Origin of the sequence: Actinoplanes sp. CA-252034 (genome assembly GCF_050956125.1) — a bacterium.
In the GTDB taxonomy this organism is placed as follows: Bacteria; Actinomycetota; Actinomycetes; order Mycobacteriales; family Micromonosporaceae; genus Actinoplanes.
The window spans coordinates 10,793,584-10,813,317 of record NZ_CP191846.1 but is presented as its reverse complement, the minus strand read 5'-3'; the positions used below and the strand labels follow the sequence as shown (position 1 = coordinate 10,813,317).

Genomic DNA, 19,734 nt, shown 5'->3' with positions numbered 1-19,734 from the left:
CCATGCCCGTGAGCGAATGCAAGGGGTCGGCACATGTCGCGACGCCTGGTCAATCTCACCCTCGACACGCTCGAGGATCTGCCCCGGCCCTGCCGGCAGTGTGTCTATTGGGAGCTTGATCCGGTCTCCGCGGAGCGCGCCTGCGCCACGGGCGATCCGGGGCTGGAGAAAGAGGCGTGGGTCTCCCAGACGCTGCTGGAGTGGGGTTCGTGCGGCAAGCTCGCCTACGTCGACGGGATGCCGGCCGGCTTCGTGATGTATGCGCCACCCGCCTACGTTCCGCGGGGCATGGCGTTCCCGACGTCACCGGTGAGCGCCGACGCCGCCCTGCTGATGACGGCCAAGGTGGTGCCCGCCTTCGCCGGCGGTGGCCTGGGCCGGATGCTGGTGCAGGGCGTGGCCCGTGACCTCACCAAGCGCGGGGTGAAGGCGATCGAGGCCTTCGGCGACGCCAAGCCGGACGAGATGAGCGAGGAGCCGGCCTGCATCGCGCCGGTCGACTTCTTCCTGTCGGTGGGCTTCAAGACGGTCCGCCCGCACCCCCGTTACCCGCGGCTGCGGCTGGAGCTGCGGACGGCCCTGTCCTGGAAGTCCGACGTCGAGTATGCGCTGGAGAAGCTGCTCGGCTCGATGAGCCCGGAGACCCTGCTGCGCCCGGTCCGTCCGGTCACCGCCACAAGATCAGCGGAGAACTGAGGGCCGCGCCGGAAGCGCTGCCGGTCAGCCCTTGTCGGCCAGAGCCAGCCGCAGCTGGCGGACGTCGATCGACCCGGTGGGGACGTCGCGCTCCACCGGGAAGTACATCCGCTGCACCGCGGCCAGCAGCGCCTCGACGATCTGCTCACGGAACATCGGGTCGATCAGCCGCTCACGGTCGGCCGGCGACGTCAGATAGCCCAGGTCGACGCGAACCGTCGGCATCCGGGTGAGACGCAGCAGATCCCAGGACTTCGCATGGGTACGGCAGTCGTGCATGCCCGTCCGCACCACGATCTCCCGCTGCACGAGAGCCGCCAACCGCTCGCCCACCGTGGAGCTCAGACCGTTACCGGTGCCGTAGTGGTATGTCGCCACACCCTCGGCCGACTCGGACGTGTGCCCGTCGAGGTGCAACGAGATCAGCAGGTCCGCGCCCAGAGTGTTGGCCAGGGCGGCCCGCTCGGCGCCGCTCAGCGGGGCGGCCGGTGACGGGCCACGGGTCAGGTGCACCCGCATGCCGGCCGCGGAGAGCCGGCCCTCGAGACGGGACGCCAGGTCGAAGACGAGATCCGCCTCGTTCCACCGGAGCGGGCCGTCGGGCACCACCACGCCGGTGTCGTCTCCGCCGCCGTGGCCCGGGTCGATGACGATGGTCTTGCCGACCAGGTTGGGCCCGGACTGACGGAACGCCTCGGCCTCGCGCAGCCACTGCGGGCGGCCGCCGACGACCTTACGGCCGAGCCGGCGCAGCGCCTTCATCGTCTGCGGGCCACAGGAGCCGTCCTGGACGAGACCGATCTCACGCTGGAATTGGCCCACCGCACGAGCCGTCCGGGCGCCGTAGACGGCGTCGGGGCGGCCGGTGTCATACCCCATCTCCAGGAGCCGCTCCTGCAGGGCGCGGACGTCCTCACCGACCAGAGCGTCGGGAACCGAGTGGAAGAGCGCCCGGGAGCCGAGCCGCCAGCGGGCCGCGTCGAGAGCGCCCCACGTCTCGTCGCCGACCATGCCGTCGACGCCGAGGCCACGGCTCTGCTGGAAGGCCCGCACCGCGGTCTCCAGAGCCTCGTCGAAGACGTCGGGTTCAGCATCGGCCAGCAACTCCAGGCCGACCAGGATCGACCGGATCTCGGAAACTGCCACGCCGGTGTCTCCGCGTCGGATGGACCGCACTCACGACTCCCTAGGGCGAGAAAGGACGACCTCCCGGAGAGTACGCCCCGCGACCCAACAGCGATCGCGGGGCGTTCACAAGAGAGGGTTCTACAGCGCCGACTCGATGAAGTTGACCAGGAAACTCTTCGGCTTGGCGCCGGCCACCGAGTTGACCCGCTCGCCGCCCTTGAAGATGGTCAGCGTCGGAACCGACATGACCTGGTAGGCCATCGCGGTCTCCGGGTTCTCGTCGATGTTGACCTTGACGATCTCCACCCTGTCACCCATCTCGGCCGCGATCTCGGCGAGCAGCGGGTCGACCTTCTTGCAGGGCACGCACCACTCGGCCCAGAAGTCCACGAGGACGGGCTTGTCGGACTTCAGAACATCGGCGGCGAAGGTGGCGTCGGTGACCGCCTTGGTTGCTCCCACGAGGACCTCCCGGTCTTACAGCTCTACGAATGAAGCGATGAAGCGCTCGGCGTCGAGCGCCGCGGCACAGCCGGTGCCGGAGGCGGTGATGGCCTGCCGGTAGGTGTGGTCGACCAGGTCACCGGCGGCGAACACGCCGGGGACGTTGGTCCTGGTGCTGGGCGAGTCGACCTTCACGTAGCCCTCGTCGTCCAGCTCGACCTGGCCCTTGAAGAGCTCACTGCGCGGGTCGTGACCGATCGCCACGAAGACACCGGTCACGTCGAGGACCCTGCTCTCGCCGGTCTGCACGTTCTTGACACGCGCGCCGACGACCTTGCCGTCCTGGCCGAGGATCTCCTCGACCACCGAGTTCCACTCGACCTTGATCTTCGGGTTGTCCAGCGCCCGCTTCTGCATGACCTTGCTGGCGCGGAAGGTGTCACGACGGTGCACGATGGTGACGGTCTCGGCGAACCGGGTGAGGAACGTCGCCTCCTCCATCGCCGAGTCGCCGCCACCGACGACCACGATGTGCTGGTTGCGGAAGAAGAAGCCGTCACAGGTGGCACACGACGACACGCCGTGGCCGAGGAGCTCCTGCTCACCGGGAACGCCGATCGGGCGCCACGCGGAACCGGTCGCCAGGATCACGGCGCGGGCGAAGAACTGCCGGTCACCGACCCACACCGTCTTCAGGCCCTCGGTGCCGGGCTCGGTCGGCTTGTCACCCAACTCGACCCGGGAGACGTCGTCGGTCAGGAACTCGGCGCCGAACCGCTCCGCCTGGGCCCGCATGTTGTCCATCAGCTCGGGACCCATGATCCCGTCGCGGTGCCCCGGGAAGTTCTCCACCTCGGTGGTGGTCATCAGGGCGCCACCGGAGTTCACGCCCTCGATCACCAGCGGGTTGAGGTTGGCCCGGGCCGCATACAACGCCGCGGTGTAGCCCGACGGTCCGGACCCGATGATGATCAGATTACGGACCTCGTCCACTGCCGACTCCTCAGTCTGTCTTGTCGCACGCGTTTAGGTCGGCGACACTGCACGCTAGAACGTCTTGCCAGGCATCCGCCATTCCCCGGGCACGGCTGGTGTCCGACCTCACGCGGGGAATGCTCGTCAGCGTACCGGCACTCGCTTCAGCTCGTCCGCGCCAGCACCGGGCGTGCCACACTCCGGGCCCACCGCCCACACCCAGATGCCGTTGGCAGCGGAGAAACGCACGATCAGCGCCGGGGCGCCCTCGAACCGGGCATAATCCACGAACTCCACCGAGATCACCCCGCCGCTGTTGGCCCGGGTGATCTCGTCGATACAGGCGGCGACAGCGGTCGGCATGGCCAGGCGGTCCAGCTGGGACACCTGCAGCTCGGCGCCGGGAGCGGATGCCGGTGAGTCCGCCGAGCCGGCCGCGGTGCGCATCTGGCCCGGCATGGCCTGGGCCAACGTGCTCTCGGTGTAGTCGGCGCCGCTGTGGGTCGCCTCGCCGCCCGACCCGGCTCCGGCGGCCATCGGCGCGGCCTCCGAGTTGGCCATGTCGGCCGAGGAGTCCTTCGCGTCCGACGCGAGGAACGCGTTCACCCCGAAACCCGCGAACGCGACCGCTGCGGCGGCCACCGTGATCGGCGCGACCCACCGCCGGCGCCGACGGGCCTTCTCAAAATCAACGACCTTCGATGGTACGGGCTGCGACTCCCCATCCGGCGCAAGAGGCGTCCGGAACATCCCGTCCAGCCGGGCCGCCAGATCGTCGGGCATCGGCTCCGGCTCCAGCTCACGCAACACGCCGCCGACCGCGATCATCGCCGGCTCCAGTGCCTCGTGAGCGGCTCGCCAGGCGTCGTCGGTGGCGACCAGACCCGCCACACGCTCCTGATCGGGGGTGCCGTCCAGAGCGCCACCGACATAGTCGGCGAGCAGGTCGATGTCGACCCCCTCGAACTCGGCGCCCGTCACCGCGGCTCCCTCCGCTCGACTCCAGTCGGCAGCGGACCCGCCGCTTCCGACCTGGATGGGACGGTCCCGCCGTCGCTCCGGTTCCCCCGCAGATAGCCCAGGGTCATCGCCATCCTGGCGCGGCCACGGGCACATCGGCTCTTGATGGTGCCCTCCGCCACACCGAGCATCTCGGCCGCCTCCGCGACGCCGTAGCCCTGCACGTCGACGAGCACGATCGCGGCACGCTGCTCGAACGGCAGGGCGGCCAGCGCGTCCCGCACGACCAGGACCGTGTCCTGATCGGGGACGGTGGCGGCCGGCTCCGGGCCGGTGGGACGGTCGTCGTCACGCGCGCCGTCGGGCAGCGGGACGGTGGGATGGGCCTTCCGGCGGCGGAGCCGGTCCAGGCAGGCGTTCACCACGATGCGGTGCAGCCACGTCGTGACGGCCGCCTCGCCGCGGAACTTGGCCGCGTTGCGGTGCGCGTTGAGCAGAGCGTCCTGGACGGCGTCGGCGGCCTCCTCGCGGTCGCCGACGGTCCGCAGGGCGACCGCCCACAGCCGGTCCCGATGGCGCCGCACCAGCTCGGCGAACGCCTCGGGGTCACCCTCGACATGGGCGCGGACCAGCTCGGCGTCGCTCGGCGCGTCACCGAGGCCGCCGGGTGGAACGTCCCGGAACGTCACGCCAGCAATCTAGTGCACCGGCCGGGCTGATCAGTAACCGGACAGCTTGATCTCGCTGACGCTGATCTGGAACCGGTCGCCGTCCTCGGCGCGCGGCAGCGAAGTCAGGAAGACCAGCACGTACTGGTACTTCTCGTTCGGGTCGAAGCCGGTGAAGAACCACTTCGTGCCGGGTGCCTTCTCCGGCTTCTCGTCACTGAGCGACTTGAAGTCGTTGGCGACCTTCTTGTCGCCCTCGCTGCTGTCGCCGAAGTCCTTCGGGCCGGTACGCACGTCGATCGTCGCACCCGGCGCCGAGGTCAGCACCTGCACCTCGGACAGCGCCCGCGGCTGACCCAGGTTGATCAGGATGCCCATGCCGGACTTGAGCCGGCCGAACGGGGCGGTGTTGTACTTCTGGGTCTCCCACGCAGTGCCGGGATCGCCGTCGACGGTGTATTTGGCCTGGTCGTTGTCGACCCGGTCGCCGTCGGGCGGGTCGACCATGCGCACCATGTCGGCGGTGAGCTTGATCTCCTGCGGCACCGGGGCCGGCTGCTGGGCGGTGCTGTCGCCGGCGTTGGTCGGCTGGGCCGCCGGCGTGTTGCCGGAGTCGGTCGAGTTGCCGGTGTTGTTGATCGCGCGGATGCCGAAGATCAGGCCGATGATCGCGATGACGATCAGCGCGCCGACGCCGACCAGGATCTTCGGGGCGCTGCGGATCGGCTCGCTGGACGATCCGGTGCCGCTCTGCACGAAGCGGAGCGGGCCGACGTCCTCGTACTCCTCGTCCTCGGCGGCGGCGTCGAGCCGGCCGAGCTCGGAGGTGAGCGCTTCGGAGCCGGGCGCGGCCACCCGGCGGTCCAGCAGGTCCATCGTGAGATCGTCGAGGTACGCGGGGATGCCCGCGCGGATCTGGCGCGGGGCGGCCGGGTTGCCGGCGCTGTCACGCGTCGCGTCGGGAAGCGCCGAGCCGCCCACCTCGGTGTGCGGCCAGTGGCCGGTGAGCGCGAAGTAGAGGATGCCGCCGACCGCACGCACGTCGGTCTCGGTGCTGTCGGCCGCGTCGGCACGCGCGTCGGCCAGGACCACCCGGCCGTCGTCGGCGATCAGGATGCTGCCCGGATGCACGTTGCCGTGGATCATGCCGGTGGCGTGCACCGCGGTGAGGGCGTCGGCCACCGAGTGGGCGATCGCGATCGCCCGGGCGGGGTCGAGCGGGCCGTCGCCGCCGATCAGGTCACGCAGCGACTCGCCGTCGACCCACTCACGGACCACGTAGGCCCGGTCCTGCTCGTCGATCGCATCGTAGACGCCGGCGAGATTGGGGTGGATCACCCGGCTCGCGGCGACCGCCGCCTGCAGCATCTCGACGGCGGAGTCGCCGCCGGGGTGCCGGAGCACCATGGCGACCGGGCGCCGGAGGATCACGTCGATGCCGCGCCACACCTGCCGGCCGGCACTGTCATTGTTGACGTGCTCTTCCAGCTGGTATCGCTCGGCCAGAACCTCACCGGCGGTGGGGGCACCGAAGGTCAAGACCGGTCCGGCCTCGTCGGCCGCGGTCTCGTGGCCTTCGCCGACCTGGGTCACCAGTCCTCCCTCGGTGGTGCATTCCTCGGTGATGAACTCCCCGGGCAGCCTCGCGGCGCTCGGGACAGCGGGATCCCGCACATGCCGTCACCGACCATACCCGTACAGGGCCATGCTCTGGCAGGTCGTCCCCCCGGCGCGGCACCGCCGCCGAAGGGCACGAACGGGACCAATCGGTGTCTGATAGGTCCGGAATCACCTGTTCAGGACGGATACCCGATGATCAGCGGCCGATCTTCCGGCGCACCATCCCGACCACCTGACTCACCTCGCCGACGCGCAGGAGCAGCGCCGTGCCGATGTAGGCGATCAGGATCACCACGCCGCCGACGGCGAGCTGCACGATCGCCTCGATCCGGCCGTCCGGCTCGCCCGAGCCCGGGAGCAGCCGTGTCACCAGCACGGCCAGCACGGCGGCGACCCCGGCGGCGACCACCACCCGCAGCAGTGACGCGGCGACCGAGCCCAGGTTGAGCCGGCCGATCCGGCGCCGAAGGACGGCCAGCGAGATCACCGCGGACAGCAGGTAGGAGACGCCGTTGGCCGCGGTCATCCCGGCCGCGGTCAGCGACTCGTCGAGGACCGCGGCGAGAGCGAAGTACCCGGCGATCCGCACCGCGACCACCGGCAGGTTGATCAGTGCCGCGGTCCTGTTGCCCTGCATCGCGTAGAAGACGTTGGTGCACAGGAAGCTGATCGACAGCGGCAGCACGGCGAACGCCGCCACGGTCAGGACCGTGCCCATGTCCAGCGCGTCGGCATTGGTGATGCGCCCGCCCTCGAAGAGGAGGACCGCGATCGGGCCGCCGAGCACGGCGTAGGCCACCACGATCGGGGCCAGCGCCGCGGAGACCAGCTTGATGCCGCGGCTCAGGTCGTCGCTGACCTCGGCGAGCCGGCCCTCGGCGGCGGCCGCGCTCATCTTCGGCAGCAGCGCGGTGATCACCGAGACGCCGATGATCCCGTGCGCCATCATCATCAGCAGGAAGACGTTGTTGAACGCCAGCGCGCCGGGGTTGTCCGAGCTGCCGGCGCTGTTCAATGCCCGGACCAGCGCGAAGACCGCGATCTGGTTGGCACCGACATAGCAGAGCATCCAGCCGGCCAGGTGGCCGATCTCGCGCAGCCCCAACTCCCGCGGGGCCCACCGCCACGCCCAGCGGAAACCGACCTTGCGCAGGGCCGGCAGCAGGCCGATCGCCTGGACCACCATGCCGAGCAGGGTGCCGGCGCCGATCAGGACCAGCTCGGCGCCGCTGATGTTCTCCGGGGTCAGCTCCTTGTCGGTGCCGAAGACCAGCAGGAACACCCCGCACACCGCGATCACCACGATGTTGTTGAGGATCGGCGCCCACATCGGCGCGGCGAAGTGGCCGCGCACGTTGAGCACCGCGCCGATCAGCGCCGACAGGCCGGTGAAGAAGATGATCGGCAGGATCAGGTAGGAAAAGCTCGTGACCAGCTCACGGAAGTCCGGCGAGGTCTTGTCGCCGCTCGTCTGGATCGCGGTGATCAACGGGGCCGCGAGCACCACCAGGACGGTCGCCAGGCCCAGCATGACCACGGCGAAGGAGAGCAGCCGCTGGGTGAACTCCTGTCCACCGTCCGGGTCGGCCTTGCGCCGCCGGACCAGCAGCGGGATCAGCACGCTGGACAGGATGCCGCCGAGCAGCAGCTCGTAGATCTGGCCCGGCAGGAACTGGGCCCCGGTGTACGCGTCACCGACCGCCTCGCCGAGGACCATGCCGATCAGCGCGTTACGGACGAAGCCGATCACCCGGCTGACCAGGCTGCCGATCGCCATGATCGCGCTCTGGCCGGCCGTGCTGCCGACCTCGGTGTGCCCAGGCTGCTCCGGCGCCTGGTCCTCGACCGAGACGACGGTCACGCCCTCCTGAGTGGGAGGACGGCCGTCCGGCGCCGCGTGCGTGCTGCGGTACAGGCCGCCGTTCACCCAAGCCTCCAGAACCCAGCCGATGTTGCAGCCACCATAAAGCGCAAAAGTCACACGTGCCGACGCAGGAGGGTGCCGGGTTGCACGCCGGCCAGCGTCTCCACCATCCAGCATGCCTCCAGCGGAACCAGAGGCTCACTCAGCGCATCCAGCACGGTCGGATGATCACAACCGGCCTCGGTCAGCGCGCCGAGCAGAGCCGGCACGTCGTCCAGGTCACCGGAGTCGGCGATGCGACCGGCCAGGGCTCGCGTGCCGGCGTACGCCGCCTGATCGGGAAGCAGTGTGAGGACGGCGCTTGCACGGCGTACCAGATCGGAAAGGTCCTCATGGGGGAACCGCTCGCCGACGCGAACGTGGAGCCGCGCTGGGGCCGGTGCGCTCAACTCCGCGACCGCGGCCTCGTCCAGGACCTGCGGTGACGGCATCGGGGGCGCCGGCCACCACCGATCGTCGGCGAAGAGCGGCAGCGGCGTCTGCTCGGGCCCGGAGGGCTCGGCCGCCGGGACCTCGCGGCGCAGCGAGCGGTACGCGGCCTCGCGCACCGCGGCGATCTCGGCCGGATCGTCGTCCTCGCCGGCCGGAGCGAACGGCGACAGCAGCGCCACCACCAGGCCCGGATGCGGCAGCAACGGGTCGGCGAGAGCGATCACCCGGGCGAAGGACTCCAGCTCCCACCAATGCAGCGAGGCCGGAAACGGACCCTCGGCCGGCGCCCAGCCCATCTGCACCGGCTCGCTCGACGACGGGCGGCGCAGACCCAGAGCACGGTCGCCGCCGGGCAGATCGATGTCGAGGGTGAGCGAGTAACCGCCGACCACGGGGAAGGAGATGTGCAACTCGGTGGCCTCGGTCACCTGACCGGTCCAGAAGCGGGGGTCCTGGGCGAGACGGCGCAGAGCCTCGGAAACCGGCATGCCACCAATCCTGCCCGGCGGCGACTCCCGGTGCCACGGCGGCCGTCGACCGCCCACCTCCCATCCGGCCGCCCCGCCCACCGCCCGAGGAGGGCCGGGCAGATACGCTGGTGACCCCATGTCTGTGTTGAACGACGCCCAGCAGAGAGCGGTAGCCGAGTTGCTCCGCGTGTCCCCCGTCGCCGATGAGCTCGGGCGGCGATTCGCCGACTCCGGGCACGAGTTGCACCTGGTCGGCGGGTCGGTCCGTGATGCGCTGCTCGGCGCTCTCGGCGACGACCTCGATTTCTGCACCGACGCCCGGCCCGAGCAGACCCTGGCCGCGGTGACCGGCTGGGCCGACGCGATCTGGGAGACCGGGCGCGAGTTCGGCACGATCGGCATCCAGAAGAACGGTCTGCGGATCGAGATCACGACGTATCGGGCGGAGGCCTACGACGGGGTCACGCGCAATCCGGTGGTCTCCTACGGGACCTCGCTGGCCGACGACCTGTCCCGGCGTGACTTCACCATCAACGCGATGGCCGTGTCGGTGCCGGGGCACGAGTTCACCGACCCGTTCGGCGGGCTCCGTGACCTCGCGGCGCGGGTCATCCGTACCCCGTCGGCGCCGTCGGTCTCGTTCGGTGACGATCCACTCCGGATGCTGCGGGCCGCCCGGTTCGCCGCGAAGCTCCGTTTCACAGTGGACGAGCCGGTCGTCGCCGCCATGCGGGACATGGCCACCGACCTGGACCGGATCACCGCGGAGCGGATCCGGGACGAGTTCACCAAGCTGATGTCCGCCGCCGACCCGATCACCGGTCTGCGGCTGCTCGTCGACACCGGGATCGCCGACCGCTTCCTGCCGGAGATCTCCGGGCTCAAGCTGGAGATCGACGAGCACGCCCAGCACAAGGACGTCTACGAGCACACGCTGATCGTGGTCAGCAACGCGATGCGGCTCGAGGGCGACGAGGGGCCGGACTTCGTGCTCCGGATGGCCGCGCTCATGCACGACATCGGCAAACCCGCCACCAAGGCGGTCGGCCGTGACGGCCGGGTCAGCTTCCACCACCACGAGGTCGTCGGCGCGCGGCTCACCAAGCAGCGCATGAAGGCCATGAAATACCCCAAGGACGTGACCTCCGAGGTGGTCGGGCTGGTCGCCCTCCACCTGCGCTTCTATGGGTACGGCCGGGGCGAGTGGACGGATTCGGCGGTGCGCCGCTACGTGACCGACGCCGGTCCGCTCCTGAGCCGGCTGCACAAGCTGACCCGTTCCGACGTCACCACCCGCAACCGCCGCAAGGCCACCCAACTCGCCACCGACTACGACGCGCTCGAGGAGCGGATCGCCCGGATCGAGGCCGAGGAGGACCTGGCCAAGGTCCGCCCCGACCTCGACGGCAACGCGATCATGGAGCTGCTCGGGGTGCCGCCGGGCCCGATCGTCGGCCAGGCCTGGCGTCACCTGAAAGAGCTCCGGCTCGACCGGGGTCCGCTGGACCGCGACGAGGCCGAGGCGGAGCTTCTCAAGTGGGCCCGATCGCAGGGCCACATCGCCTAGCTGCGGGCCACCCGCACGGTCACGTCGTCGGTGAACCGGCTCGGCATCCGGTAGTCCTCCAGCAGCGTGCCGTCGGCGGCGTGGATCCGGGCGTACCGGTTGCCGAAGGCCAGGATCCGGCCGTCGGCCAGATAGATCGCGTCCGGTCCGGCCAGCAGCTCGCTGCGCGGTAGGCCACTGACCGCGTCGACCACACGGATACCGTCGGACGTGTCGGTCTTCTCGTGGACCAGGACCGTACCGCCGTCCGGGGACCAGGCGCCGTTACCGACCGGCACACCCGCCATCGGGATGCTCCGTGCCCGCTGGCCGGTGTCGGCCGAGTAGACGATCGCAGCCTCGATCTTGTCGGGGTGGGCCTCGCTCCGCGTGACGCTGACGTCCCGTCGTGGCACGGCGATCTCACGACCGTTCGGAAGCCAACTGAACGAGCAGAACTCGGAGCAGAGCGAATGGATGTCCGGCTTGTAGAACTCGCGGTACTTCCGGCTGCCGCTCTCGTAGACGGCGAAACCACCAGAGGTGGGCACCAGTAACCGGGAGCCGTCCGGCGACCAGACCGGGTCGCTGCCGCCCCAGGAGAAGGTGTCGATGCTGAGCTCGTCCAGCACATCGCCGTCGGCGTTCAGGATACGGATCTGGTCCGGGCCGCCCTTCATCGCGAACCGCTCGCCGTCGGGTGACACGGCCGGCGAGGCCTGGCCGAACGGCAGCTGCCGGTAGCGGCCGGCGTCCCGGTCCAGCGCCACGTGGGTGTACTCGTCCTCCCCGTCGTCGACCCTGGTCGTGGTGGTGAGCATGGTGACGATCGCCCCTCCGGGAAGCCGGTAGGGCGCCTCGACCGTGAAATCGGGCAGCGCGCGGACGCTCGGCTTCACCGTGACCGACGGCGCCGGCTGCACGACCGGCGCAGGTGGCTCCGGTCGCAGCCACACGTAGGGCACCGTGACCATCGAGAGCAGAGCCAGGGCGAACGCACCGGTGGCGACCTGCCGCCGGCGGCGGATCCGGCGCCCCTGGACGCGAGCCGCGCCGGCGAGATCGAAGGCGTGCGGAGCCTCGTCGGCGAGGTCCTGGACGGCGTGGCGCAAGCTCTCCTCCAAGTCCCTCATCGGACCCCTCCCATCGACGTGATCCGGTCGCCGACCATGTCGCGCAACTTGGCCAGGGCCCGCGACGCCTGGCTGGCCACCGTGCCGGGCCGGCATCCGAGGGCCTCGGCGGTCTCCTCCACCGAACGGTCCTCCAGGTAGCGCATCACCAGTACGGCCCGCTGCCGGGCCGGCAACGACAGCAGCGCGTTGCGGACCGTGAGCCGATCGGTGACGTCCTGGTCGTGGCGGCGCTCGGCGGCCCGGTCCGGCACCTCGGCGACGAACACCTCGTTGCGGCGTGCGGGACGGCGCCAGGCGGATGCCCGGTCGTTGTAGATGATCTTTCGTACGTACGCCTCGGCGTCACTGTGAATCCGCGGCCATCGTGCGTACGCCTTGGCCAGCGCACCCTGTACCAGGTCCTGCGCGGACTCCCGATCGCCCGTCAGCGCATGCGCGATCCGGAGCAGCACCTGCCCCCGTTCCGCGACGAATGCGGTGAACTCGTCCTCGAGCGACTGCTTCACCGGTCACCTCCGCCGGGCATGACGCATGCGGGATCCAGATCTTTGCATCTCGCTTTCTCGCGCGTCGGAACGGTAGCGTCCTGCCAATGACCGCCGTACGCAACCGGGTCCTCGCGGCCCTGCTCGCCGTCGCGCCCGCCGCCGGGCTCCTCATCGGCGCACCGGTGCTCGCCGCGGACTCCGACATCGTCATCAAGTCGGTCACGGTCAGTCATGACACCGTCGTCCTGGGCTCCACGGCAGGCTGTAGGAACGTCACCTTCACCGCGGTGCTGAGCGCACCCATCCCGGCCGGGAGCCCGGCGCCGAGCGGGGTCCGCGTCGACATCGAGGGCCCCCTCTCGCGGGACGGCCATCTGCGCGGGAGGAGCCTCACCCGGGTCGGGGAGACGACCACCTATCGGGCCACGGTGCCGCTGTGCGGCACCGACCGGTCCGGCCGCTACCTCGCCGTCGTGTCCGGTGGCGTCTACTCCGGGCCCGGTCAGGCGGAGTACCTCGACCCCGAGTTCATCGACATCTTCATCAAGCGGCCGGCCAGACTGACGCTGAACGCGTCACCCGAGCCGGTGCGCAAGGGCGAGAAGATCACCGCCAAAGGCCTTCTCAGGGTCGATGGCAAGGGGTACGCCGCAGCCAAGGTGAAGATCTGGTTCAGGGCGAACGACGCGACCAACTGGACGTACAAGGGCACCGCCACCACGAACGCCAAGGGCGTCTACAGCAAGCGGTTCACCGCCGCCCGCAGTGGGGTGTGGAAGGCCGTCTACGCGGGTGACGGGAAGCGCAGTGGGGCCGCGGCCGGGGACGCCGTCAAGGTCGGGTAGTTCCGGGCAGACTGGGGGCCATGTTCGTCATCGAGTCGCCCATCGGTCCGCTCGGTCTCGTCGTCGACGGCCCGGCCGTGGTGGGCGTCCGTTTCGCCGCCCGGCCGGGGCCGTCCACCGACCATCCCGCGGCCGAGCAGCTGCGCGCCTACTTCGCCGGGGAGCTGACCGACTTCACGGTGCCGTTCGACATGCGTGGCGGTTCGGAGTTCGAGCGGGCCGTCTGGGCGGAGATCGCGCGGATCCCGTACGGCGAGATGATCACCTATGGGGCGATCGCCACCGCGCTCGGCGACCCGGGGGCGGCCCGTGCGGTCGGCACGGCCTGCAACCACAACCCGATCCCGGTGATCGTGCCGTGCCACCGGGTGGTCGGCGCCGGCAACAAGATGGTCGGCTTCGGCGGAGGCCTCGACCGCAAACGCATCCTGCTGGAGCTGGAGGCCGCGGTCGCCCTGCAACGAGCCTGGAGCTGACGCCTCGTTCGGCAGGCGAAGTGGCCGGCCGCCCCAGGTTTTCGGCGGGCGCACAAATTCAAGATCACTGATATGGTCACCGGGCGGTTCAGGCAGGTGACGATCGGTGATCACAGTGATGTACCGGACTTCCTGGCTGACGACCGTAGGCGATACGCGCGGGGTGTATCCGCCTGAGTGGTGTCAGAAAGGAACCAGAGATCCCTTTGAGCAAAATCACGAGCAAGGTGCGGTCCGGAATCGTGGGAGCAGTCGCGATGCTGGGCCTGGGACTGGCCGTCTTCGTGGCGCCGAGCCCGGCAGCGGCCGCGATCGCCGCAGAGGACAACGTGGCGGTGGCCGCGTCCAAGCCGTCGGACACGTCCGAAGAGATCAAAGTGGCCGGCGCAACCGTCTACTTCGTGGACAACGGTGACACCTGGTTCATCCAGGACACCGCCGCGGACGGCAGGTCCGCCATCGTGCTCTGGGAAAACTACATCAACTTCAACGTTGCGCGTTTCGGAACGTGTGCCAACAAGCTGGGCAATGGCAAGTGGGGCAAGTGCACCAAGGATTACGTCGAGAGCAGCGGTATCTACGCCCAGGCGTGCACCTATGACTTCGGTACGAAAACCAAGGGCGCATGCTCCGAGTGGAAGGTAGTCAAGGGCGAGATCATCCCTTGATGACCCACTGAGCTTCGCGAAGGAGACGGCCCACCCTCTCGGGGAGCCGTCTCCTTCGGCGGTCGAAAGGTCAGCGCTCGATCTCGCCCTTGATGAAGGCCTCGACGGACGCGTGCGCGTCGTGGTCGCTGTACTGAACGGGCGGGGACTTCATGAAGTAGGACGACGCCGAGAGGATCGGGCCGCCGATGCCGCGGTCCTTCGCGATCTTCGCGGCGCGGACCGCGTCGATGATCACGCCGGCCGAGTTGGGCGAGTCCCACACCTCGAGCTTGAGCTCGGCGTTCAGTGGGGTGTCACCGAAGGAGCGGCCCTCGAGGCGGATGTACGCCCACTTGCGGTCGTCGAGCCACGGCACGTGGTCGGACGGGCCGATGTGCACGTCACTCTTGATCATCTCGTGCGGGATCTGCGAGGTCACCGACTGGGTCTTCGAGATCTTCTTCGAGACCAGGCGGTTGCGCTCCAGCATGTTCATGAAGTCCATGTTGCCGCCGAAGTTGAGCTGGTAGGTCCGCAGCAGCTCGACACCGCGGTCCTCGAACAGCTTCGCCAGCGCGCGGTGCACGATGGTCGCGCCGACCTGGCTCTTGATGTCGTCGCCGACGATCGGAACGCCGGCGTCGGCGAACTTCTGCGCCCACTCCGGGTCAGAGGCGATGAAGACGGGCAGCGCGTTCACGAAGGCGACACCGGCGTCGATGGCGGCCTGCGCGTAGAACTTGTCGGCCTCCTCCGAACCCACCGGCAGGTAGGACACCAGGACGTCGACCTCGGCGTCACGCAGAGCCTGCACGACGTCGACCGGCTCGGCCGTCGACTCCTCGATGATCTCCCGGTAGAAGGTGCCCAGGCCGTCGAAGGTCGGGCCGCGCTGCACGGTGACGCCGGTCGGCGGCACGTCGGTCAGCTTGATGGTGTTGTTCTCGCTGGCGACGATCGCCTCGCTGAGATCCATGCCGACCTTCTTGGCGTCCACATCGAACGCCGCGACGAACTTCACATCCGATACGTGATAGTCGCCGAAGGTCACGTGCATGAGACCCGGAACGCGGTCGTTCGGGTCGGCGTTCTTGTAGTACTCAACGCCCTGCACGAGGGACGAGGCGCAGTTACCCACACCGACGATGGCGACGCGGACGGAACCCATCGCGTTTGCCTCCTTGTTCTTCATCACGGCCGGTCCGGATGCGGACGCGGTGCTTCTGTGGTGCTCTCCGCGCGGTGACGGACAGCGGGGGTACGGCCGGAGCGCTCGTTGGTGATCAGCTCTTCGAGCCAGCGGACCTCGCGCTCGCACGCCTCCAAGCCGTGTCGCTGCAGCTCCAGCGTGTAGGCGTCGAGGCGGTCGGCGGCCCGGGCGAGGATCTCGCGCAATCCCTCACGGCGCTCCTCGATGCGGCGGCGCCGGCCCTCCAGGATGCGGAGCCGGGTGGCGCGGTCGGTGCGCGAGAAGAAGGTGAAGTGCACCCCGAAACCGGCGTCGTCATACGTCTCCGGGCCGGCCTGGGTGAGCAGGTCGGCGAAGTGCTCCTTGCCCTCCGCCGTGATCTTGTAGACAACCCGCCCCCGCTTGCTGGTCATCGGGGGAATGATGTCGCTGGCGGCCTCCGCCTCACTGATCCAGCCGGCGAGCTTCAGCCGCTTCAGAGTGGGGTAGAGAGTGCCGTAGCTGATCGCGGCGCGCAGCGTGCCGAGTTTGGTGGCGAGCTCCTTGCGGAGCTCGTAACCGTGCATCGGGGCCTCCTGAAGGAGACCGAGGATCGCCAATTCCAGCACTGGCCCTCCCTCGAACTGTGTCCCGATGTATCGGCTCGATACATCGCAACCGTAGATCGGCAGGGGGAAGTGCGCAACTTGCCCCTCCTGCGCAGTCGCCGCGCCACGCTGTGTGATGACTGTCGCCGTGGGAGCGGGGACCGCGTACTCTCTTCGCCATGCGCACGCAGCGGCAGGTTGTCGACTACTCGCTACAGAGGCGGGCAGTCCTGCGTGACGTCAAAAACGGCCGGATCGGCCCGCTCGAAGTCTGTGACGCGTCTCCTTACTTGAGAAACGCCGCGACTTTCCATGGCGAGCCGACCGACGTGCGGTGCCCGATCTGCCGCCGGGACAACCTGACACTGGTGCACTACGTCTATGGAGACGAGCTCAAGCAGTCCGCTGGTCAAGCCCGGAAATTGGCCGAGCTGCCCGTGCTGGCGATGACGCTGCGTGAGTTTCAGGTCTTCGTCGTCGAGGTGTGCCGCTCCTGCGCGTGGAACCACCTGATCGAGAGGTTCGTGCTCGGCCGCGACGGTCTCGACGCAGAGGAGATGTTGCACACCGGCGTTATGGTCTCGTCCGGTGGAGGGGGACCCCACCGGACAGGGCAGTCGTCACACAGCGGGGAGGGACGGCGATGAACCGGATCGATCTCGCTAACGTGTACGAGTTCGAGACCGGAATCCGGTCATCAGAGACACATGACATGGGGGCTGCCGGGATCGCAGCCCACAACGCCCGCTCGTGGCGCAGTGTCGGAACGGCTCGTCCGGGCCGTCTGACCGCGCCCCCGCGACCGGTAGGTGTGAGGGAATGAACGCGTACGGCGAATCGCAGTCCGCACGAGCCCGGGTACAAGTGCCCGGGCCGTCCGCTGCTTCCACGCCCGGCGACGGACCAGGTAACGAGAGCAAGCCCGGACCGGATGCCTACCGGCGTCCATCCGGCGCGGCCTCGGTGCCGGGTTCGGCGGGGCGGGCGTCGGTGGGCTCCGCTCCCGCCGCCAGAGCATCGGTCGGCTCGGCATCCGTGGGCTCCGCTACCCCCGGTCGTGCTTCCGTGGGCGCCGCCCCCGTGGGTGGCCGCGCCTCGGTGGGTTCGGCCTCCGTCGGCGGCCGCGCCTCGGTGGGCGCCGCCCCGGTCGGTGGTCGCGCCTCCGTGTCACCGGGCGGCCCAGGCGGGCCGGGTGGCCCGGGTGGCCCCGGCGGAGGTGGCGGCTCGGGCGGCTCCTCCGGCGGCAGCGGTGGCAAGAAGGGCCGCAGCAAGGCCGCCAAGAAGTACCGGCGTGCCAACATCCTGACCGCGGCCGCGGCCGTGCTGGTCATCATGCTCGGCGTCGGCATCGTCGGCGGCACGTACTTCTTCGACGACGTGAAGCTGCCCACGCCTCAGCCCGAGGCGCAGATGAACACGGTCCTGCTGTCCAACGGCTCGCTGCTGCAGAAGACCGGCTCACCCCGGATCAACGTGCCGTACCAGCGGATGAGCCCGAACATGCAGAACGCCGTCATCGCCGCGGAGGACAAGAACTACCGCAGCCACAACGGCATCGACATGAAGGGCATCGCCCGGGCCGCGTGGAACAACTTCACCGGCGGCGAGCTGCAGGGCGCCTCGACCATCACTCAGCAGTACGCCCGGCACGTCGCTGACGAGAAGGACATCAGCTACAGCCGGAAGCTGCGCGAGGCGGTGATCGCCCGCAAGCTGGAGTCGGAGTACAGCAAGGACGAGATCCTCGGCATGTACCTGAACTTCATCGATCTCGGCCGTGGTCGGTACGGTGCCGAGGCTGCGGCCCAGGGCTACTTCAAGGCGTCGGTGATCAAGGACTCCAAGAACGAGATCAACCCGTACCAGGCCGCGGTTCTCGCGTCGCTGATCAAGCAGCCCTACGCGACGAAGACCCACCCGGGCTATGACCCGGCGAACAACGAGAAAGAAGCCAAGGAACGCTGGGAGTACACGCTCAAGAACATGCTCGAGCTGGGTGCGATCACTCAGGAGCAGTACGACAAGCGTGCATACCCGAAGGTCGAGCCGGTCAACTCCAAGACCAAGAGCGCCGAGGACAAGCCGGTCGGCATGGTCATGCGTCAGGTGACCTACGAGCTTCAGAACAAGCTCGGCATCAGCGAGGAGAAGCTGAAGCAGGGCGGCTACACGATCACCACCACGATCAACCCGAAGGTGCAGGCCGCGGCGGAGAAGGCCGGCTCCAAGGCGAGCAAGACCTCCCCGATGTACAAGCAGAAGGACAGCTACCAGGCCGCGGTGGTCGGCATCGACCCGCGAAGCGGCGATGTGCTCGGCTACTACGGCGGCGACGACCCGAACGGGATCGACTACGCCGGCTACATGCAGGGTGACGGCAGCGGCGTTCCGACCGACGGCTCCGGTGGTCAGTCGCCGGGCTCGACCTTCAAGATCTACACGCTGGCCGCCGGTCTGAAGGCCGACTACTCCTTCGACACCGTCTGGGACGTGAACAAGGAGAAGCCCGAAGGCGGCAAGATCAACAACGCCGGTGCGGACCCGGGAGCGATCTGTGGCGGTCGGGGCGCCTTCTGTGATCTCGAGACCGCGACGATCAAGTCGTACAACTTCCCGTTCTACTGGATTGCGGACGAGCTCGGCCCGAACAAGGTCATCGAGGCCGCTCGCGATGCCGGTGTCGAGACGATGTGGACCGACAAGGGCAAGAAGATCGATCTGACCGGCAAGCTGGGCAGCGAGTTCCACACCGAGGTCGCCTTCGGCCAGTACCGTGTTCTTCCCCTGGAGCACGCGCAGGGTGTGGCCACGATCGTGAACGCCGGCGTCCGGCACGACGCTCACTTCATCAAGCAGGTGAAGCAGCGCGACCCCAGGACCGGCGATGAGAAGGTCCTCTGGACCGCTCCGCAGAAGGGCAAGCGGGTCTTCGACGAGGCCCAGATGTCCAACCTGCTCGGCGTGCTGAAGAAGATCCCGAAGGCCTACAACAACTCGATCGAGGGTCGCGAGTCGGTCGGCAAGTCCGGGACCTGGGAAGTCGAGGTCAACGGCAAGAGCCTGAACGGCGACACCTGGTTCGTGGGTGGCATCCCGCAGCTGGCCGCGACTGTCTGGGTCGGCGGTGCCGATGGCCGGGTATCGCTGAAGGAGAAGGACGGCGGGCCGATGTTCGGGTCCGGCACTCCTGCCGCTATCTGGGAGGAGTTCATCGAGACTTCGGCCGAGGCCATGAAGTGGGATGCCGAGAAGTTCCCCGATCGGATCAAGACCGGTGACGACGGCAAGGGCAACGGCGTCAAGCCGGTCGAGCCGCCGACACCCACGCTGCAGGACCCGAACAGCGCCTTCTGTCTGCTCCAGCCGACGGACCCGCAGTGTGCCGGAGCCGGCAACGGCCAGAACAACCAGAACGTCGGCAACGGCGGCAACAACAACGGCGGTGGCCCCGGCAACAACAACGGCGGCGGCAACGACGACGACGACGATTAGCTTGCCTG

19 protein-coding genes are annotated in these 19,734 nt (G+C 69.0%); 7 read left to right on the top strand and 12 right to left on the bottom strand.

The window, feature by feature from the left end:
* Positions 1-33 precede the first annotated feature (33 nt).
* Positions 34-696 carry a GNAT family N-acetyltransferase gene (locus ACQPZW_RS49020; protein ID WP_433792804.1) on the top strand — a complete coding sequence of 221 codons (663 nt, stop codon included), beginning with the start codon at positions 34-36 and terminating at the stop codon, positions 694-696.
* 24 nt (positions 697-720) lie between these two features.
* Here ACQPZW_RS49020 and ACQPZW_RS49015 read toward each other — a convergent pair whose 3' ends face one another.
* The 8 genes from ACQPZW_RS49015 to ACQPZW_RS48980 form a co-directional block, all read right to left on the bottom strand.
* Positions 721-1,872, bottom strand: coding sequence for an N-acetylmuramoyl-L-alanine amidase (locus ACQPZW_RS49015; RefSeq protein WP_433792803.1), 1,152 nt, complete (start codon positions 1,870-1,872; stop codon positions 721-723).
* Positions 1,873-1,962: 90 nt separating this feature from the next.
* Positions 1,963-2,286 carry a thioredoxin gene (trxA, locus tag ACQPZW_RS49010; RefSeq protein WP_433792802.1) on the bottom strand — a complete coding sequence of 108 codons (324 nt, stop codon included), beginning with the start codon at positions 2,284-2,286 and terminating at the stop codon, positions 1,963-1,965.
* A gap of 15 nt (positions 2,287-2,301) precedes the next feature.
* Positions 2,302-3,261, bottom strand: coding sequence for a thioredoxin-disulfide reductase (trxB, locus tag ACQPZW_RS49005; RefSeq protein WP_433792801.1), 960 nt, complete (start codon positions 3,259-3,261; stop codon positions 2,302-2,304).
* A 126-nt stretch (positions 3,262-3,387) separates the two neighbouring features.
* The gene (locus ACQPZW_RS49000) at positions 3,388-4,224 is read right to left on the bottom strand and encodes a hypothetical protein (protein WP_433792800.1); all 837 of its coding nucleotides are present in this window, start codon (positions 4,222-4,224) and stop codon (positions 3,388-3,390) included.
* On the bottom strand, positions 4,221-4,892 hold the full coding sequence (sigM, locus tag ACQPZW_RS48995) for an RNA polymerase sigma factor SigM (protein ID WP_433792799.1): 672 nt from the start codon (positions 4,890-4,892) through the stop codon (positions 4,221-4,223). Before sigM ends, ACQPZW_RS49000 begins: the two co-directional genes overlap by 4 nt.
* A 30-nt stretch (positions 4,893-4,922) precedes the next feature.
* On the bottom strand, positions 4,923-6,464 hold the full coding sequence (locus tag ACQPZW_RS48990; RefSeq protein WP_433792798.1) for a protein kinase domain-containing protein: 1,542 nt from the start codon (positions 6,462-6,464) through the stop codon (positions 4,923-4,925).
* A gap of 223 nt (positions 6,465-6,687) precedes the next feature.
* Positions 6,688-8,418 carry a murein biosynthesis integral membrane protein MurJ gene (gene murJ / locus ACQPZW_RS48985; protein WP_433792797.1) on the bottom strand — a complete coding sequence of 577 codons (1,731 nt, stop codon included), beginning with the start codon at positions 8,416-8,418 and terminating at the stop codon, positions 6,688-6,690.
* 50 nt (positions 8,419-8,468) lie between these two features.
* Positions 8,469-9,335 carry a hypothetical protein gene (locus ACQPZW_RS48980; protein WP_433792796.1) on the bottom strand — a complete coding sequence of 289 codons (867 nt, stop codon included), beginning with the start codon at positions 9,333-9,335 and terminating at the stop codon, positions 8,469-8,471.
* Between the two features lie 118 nt (positions 9,336-9,453).
* On the opposite strand from ACQPZW_RS48980, the gene ACQPZW_RS48975 reads away from it, so the two are divergent.
* Positions 9,454-10,884 (top strand): CCA tRNA nucleotidyltransferase, encoded by a 1,431-nt coding sequence (locus ACQPZW_RS48975; protein ID WP_433792795.1) that lies wholly within the window; start codon positions 9,454-9,456, stop codon positions 10,882-10,884.
* Here the strand turns inward: ACQPZW_RS48975 and ACQPZW_RS48970 are convergent.
* Both ACQPZW_RS48970 and ACQPZW_RS48965 read right to left on the bottom strand, forming a co-directional pair.
* Positions 10,881-11,996: a TolB family protein gene (locus ACQPZW_RS48970; RefSeq protein WP_433792794.1), complete on the bottom strand. Its 1,116-nt coding sequence runs from the start codon at positions 11,994-11,996 to the stop codon at positions 10,881-10,883. The two genes, ACQPZW_RS48975 and ACQPZW_RS48970, sit on opposite strands and share 4 nt — an antisense overlap.
* Entirely contained in the window at positions 11,993-12,505 is a 513-nt protein-coding gene (locus ACQPZW_RS48965; protein ID WP_433792793.1) for a SigE family RNA polymerase sigma factor, read from the bottom strand. The genes ACQPZW_RS48970 and ACQPZW_RS48965 overlap by 4 nt, the downstream gene beginning before the upstream one ends.
* An 86-nt stretch (positions 12,506-12,591) precedes the next feature.
* Between ACQPZW_RS48965 and ACQPZW_RS48960 the strand changes: the two genes are divergently transcribed.
* From ACQPZW_RS48960 to ACQPZW_RS48950, 3 genes are all read left to right on the top strand, one after another.
* Complete coding sequence (locus ACQPZW_RS48960; RefSeq protein ID WP_433792792.1) at positions 12,592-13,332, top strand: hypothetical protein; 741 nt, start codon at positions 12,592-12,594, stop codon at positions 13,330-13,332.
* A gap of 20 nt (positions 13,333-13,352) precedes the next feature.
* Positions 13,353-13,808, top strand: a complete 456-nt coding sequence (locus ACQPZW_RS48955; protein ID WP_433792791.1) for a methylated-DNA--[protein]-cysteine S-methyltransferase — start codon at positions 13,353-13,355, stop codon at positions 13,806-13,808.
* 242 nt (positions 13,809-14,050) lie between these two features.
* The gene (locus ACQPZW_RS48950) at positions 14,051-14,476 is read left to right on the top strand and encodes a hypothetical protein (protein WP_433792790.1); all 426 of its coding nucleotides are present in this window, start codon (positions 14,051-14,053) and stop codon (positions 14,474-14,476) included.
* A gap of 70 nt (positions 14,477-14,546) precedes the next feature.
* Here the strand turns inward: ACQPZW_RS48950 and ACQPZW_RS48945 are convergent, their stop codons facing one another.
* Together ACQPZW_RS48945 and ACQPZW_RS48940 are read right to left on the bottom strand one after the other, a co-directional pair.
* Positions 14,547-15,626 carry an inositol-3-phosphate synthase gene (locus tag ACQPZW_RS48945; RefSeq protein WP_433792789.1) on the bottom strand — a complete coding sequence of 360 codons (1,080 nt, stop codon included), beginning with the start codon at positions 15,624-15,626 and terminating at the stop codon, positions 14,547-14,549.
* Between the two features lie 23 nt (positions 15,627-15,649).
* Positions 15,650-16,255, bottom strand: coding sequence for a PadR family transcriptional regulator (locus ACQPZW_RS48940; protein WP_433792788.1), 606 nt, complete (start codon positions 16,253-16,255; stop codon positions 15,650-15,652).
* A gap of 158 nt (positions 16,256-16,413) precedes the next feature.
* On the opposite strand from ACQPZW_RS48940, the gene ACQPZW_RS48935 reads away from it, so the two are divergent.
* Positions 16,414-16,881 carry a DUF5318 domain-containing protein gene (locus ACQPZW_RS48935; protein WP_433792787.1) on the top strand — a complete coding sequence of 156 codons (468 nt, stop codon included), beginning with the start codon at positions 16,414-16,416 and terminating at the stop codon, positions 16,879-16,881.
* 451 nt (positions 16,882-17,332) lie between these two features.
* Positions 17,333-19,726 (top strand): transglycosylase domain-containing protein, encoded by a 2,394-nt coding sequence (locus ACQPZW_RS48930; protein ID WP_433792786.1) that lies wholly within the window; start codon positions 17,333-17,335, stop codon positions 19,724-19,726.
* Positions 19,727-19,734 lie beyond the last annotated feature (8 nt).

Bases quoted from the DNA above. Each gene is read 5' to 3' on its own strand.
- ACQPZW_RS48975 (WP_433792795.1), top strand. From the start codon at position 9,454: ATGTCTGTGTTGAACGACGCCCAGCAGAGAGCGGTAGCCGAGTTGCTC.
- ACQPZW_RS49020 (WP_433792804.1), top strand. From the start codon at position 34: ATGTCGCGACGCCTGGTCAATCTCACCCTCGACACGCTCGAGGATCTG.
- ACQPZW_RS48960 (WP_433792792.1), top strand. From the start codon at position 12,592: ATGACCGCCGTACGCAACCGGGTCCTCGCGGCCCTGCTCGCCGTCGCG.
- ACQPZW_RS48980 (WP_433792796.1), bottom strand. From the start codon at position 9,335: ATGCCGGTTTCCGAGGCTCTGCGCCGTCTCGCCCAGGACCCCCGCTTC.
- ACQPZW_RS48955 (WP_433792791.1), top strand. From the start codon at position 13,353: ATGTTCGTCATCGAGTCGCCCATCGGTCCGCTCGGTCTCGTCGTCGAC.
- ACQPZW_RS48935 (WP_433792787.1), top strand. From the start codon at position 16,414: ATGCGCACGCAGCGGCAGGTTGTCGACTACTCGCTACAGAGGCGGGCA.
- ACQPZW_RS48970 (WP_433792794.1), bottom strand. From the start codon at position 11,996: ATGAGGGACTTGGAGGAGAGCTTGCGCCACGCCGTCCAGGACCTCGCC.
- ACQPZW_RS48945 (WP_433792789.1), bottom strand. From the start codon at position 15,626: ATGGGTTCCGTCCGCGTCGCCATCGTCGGTGTGGGTAACTGCGCCTCG.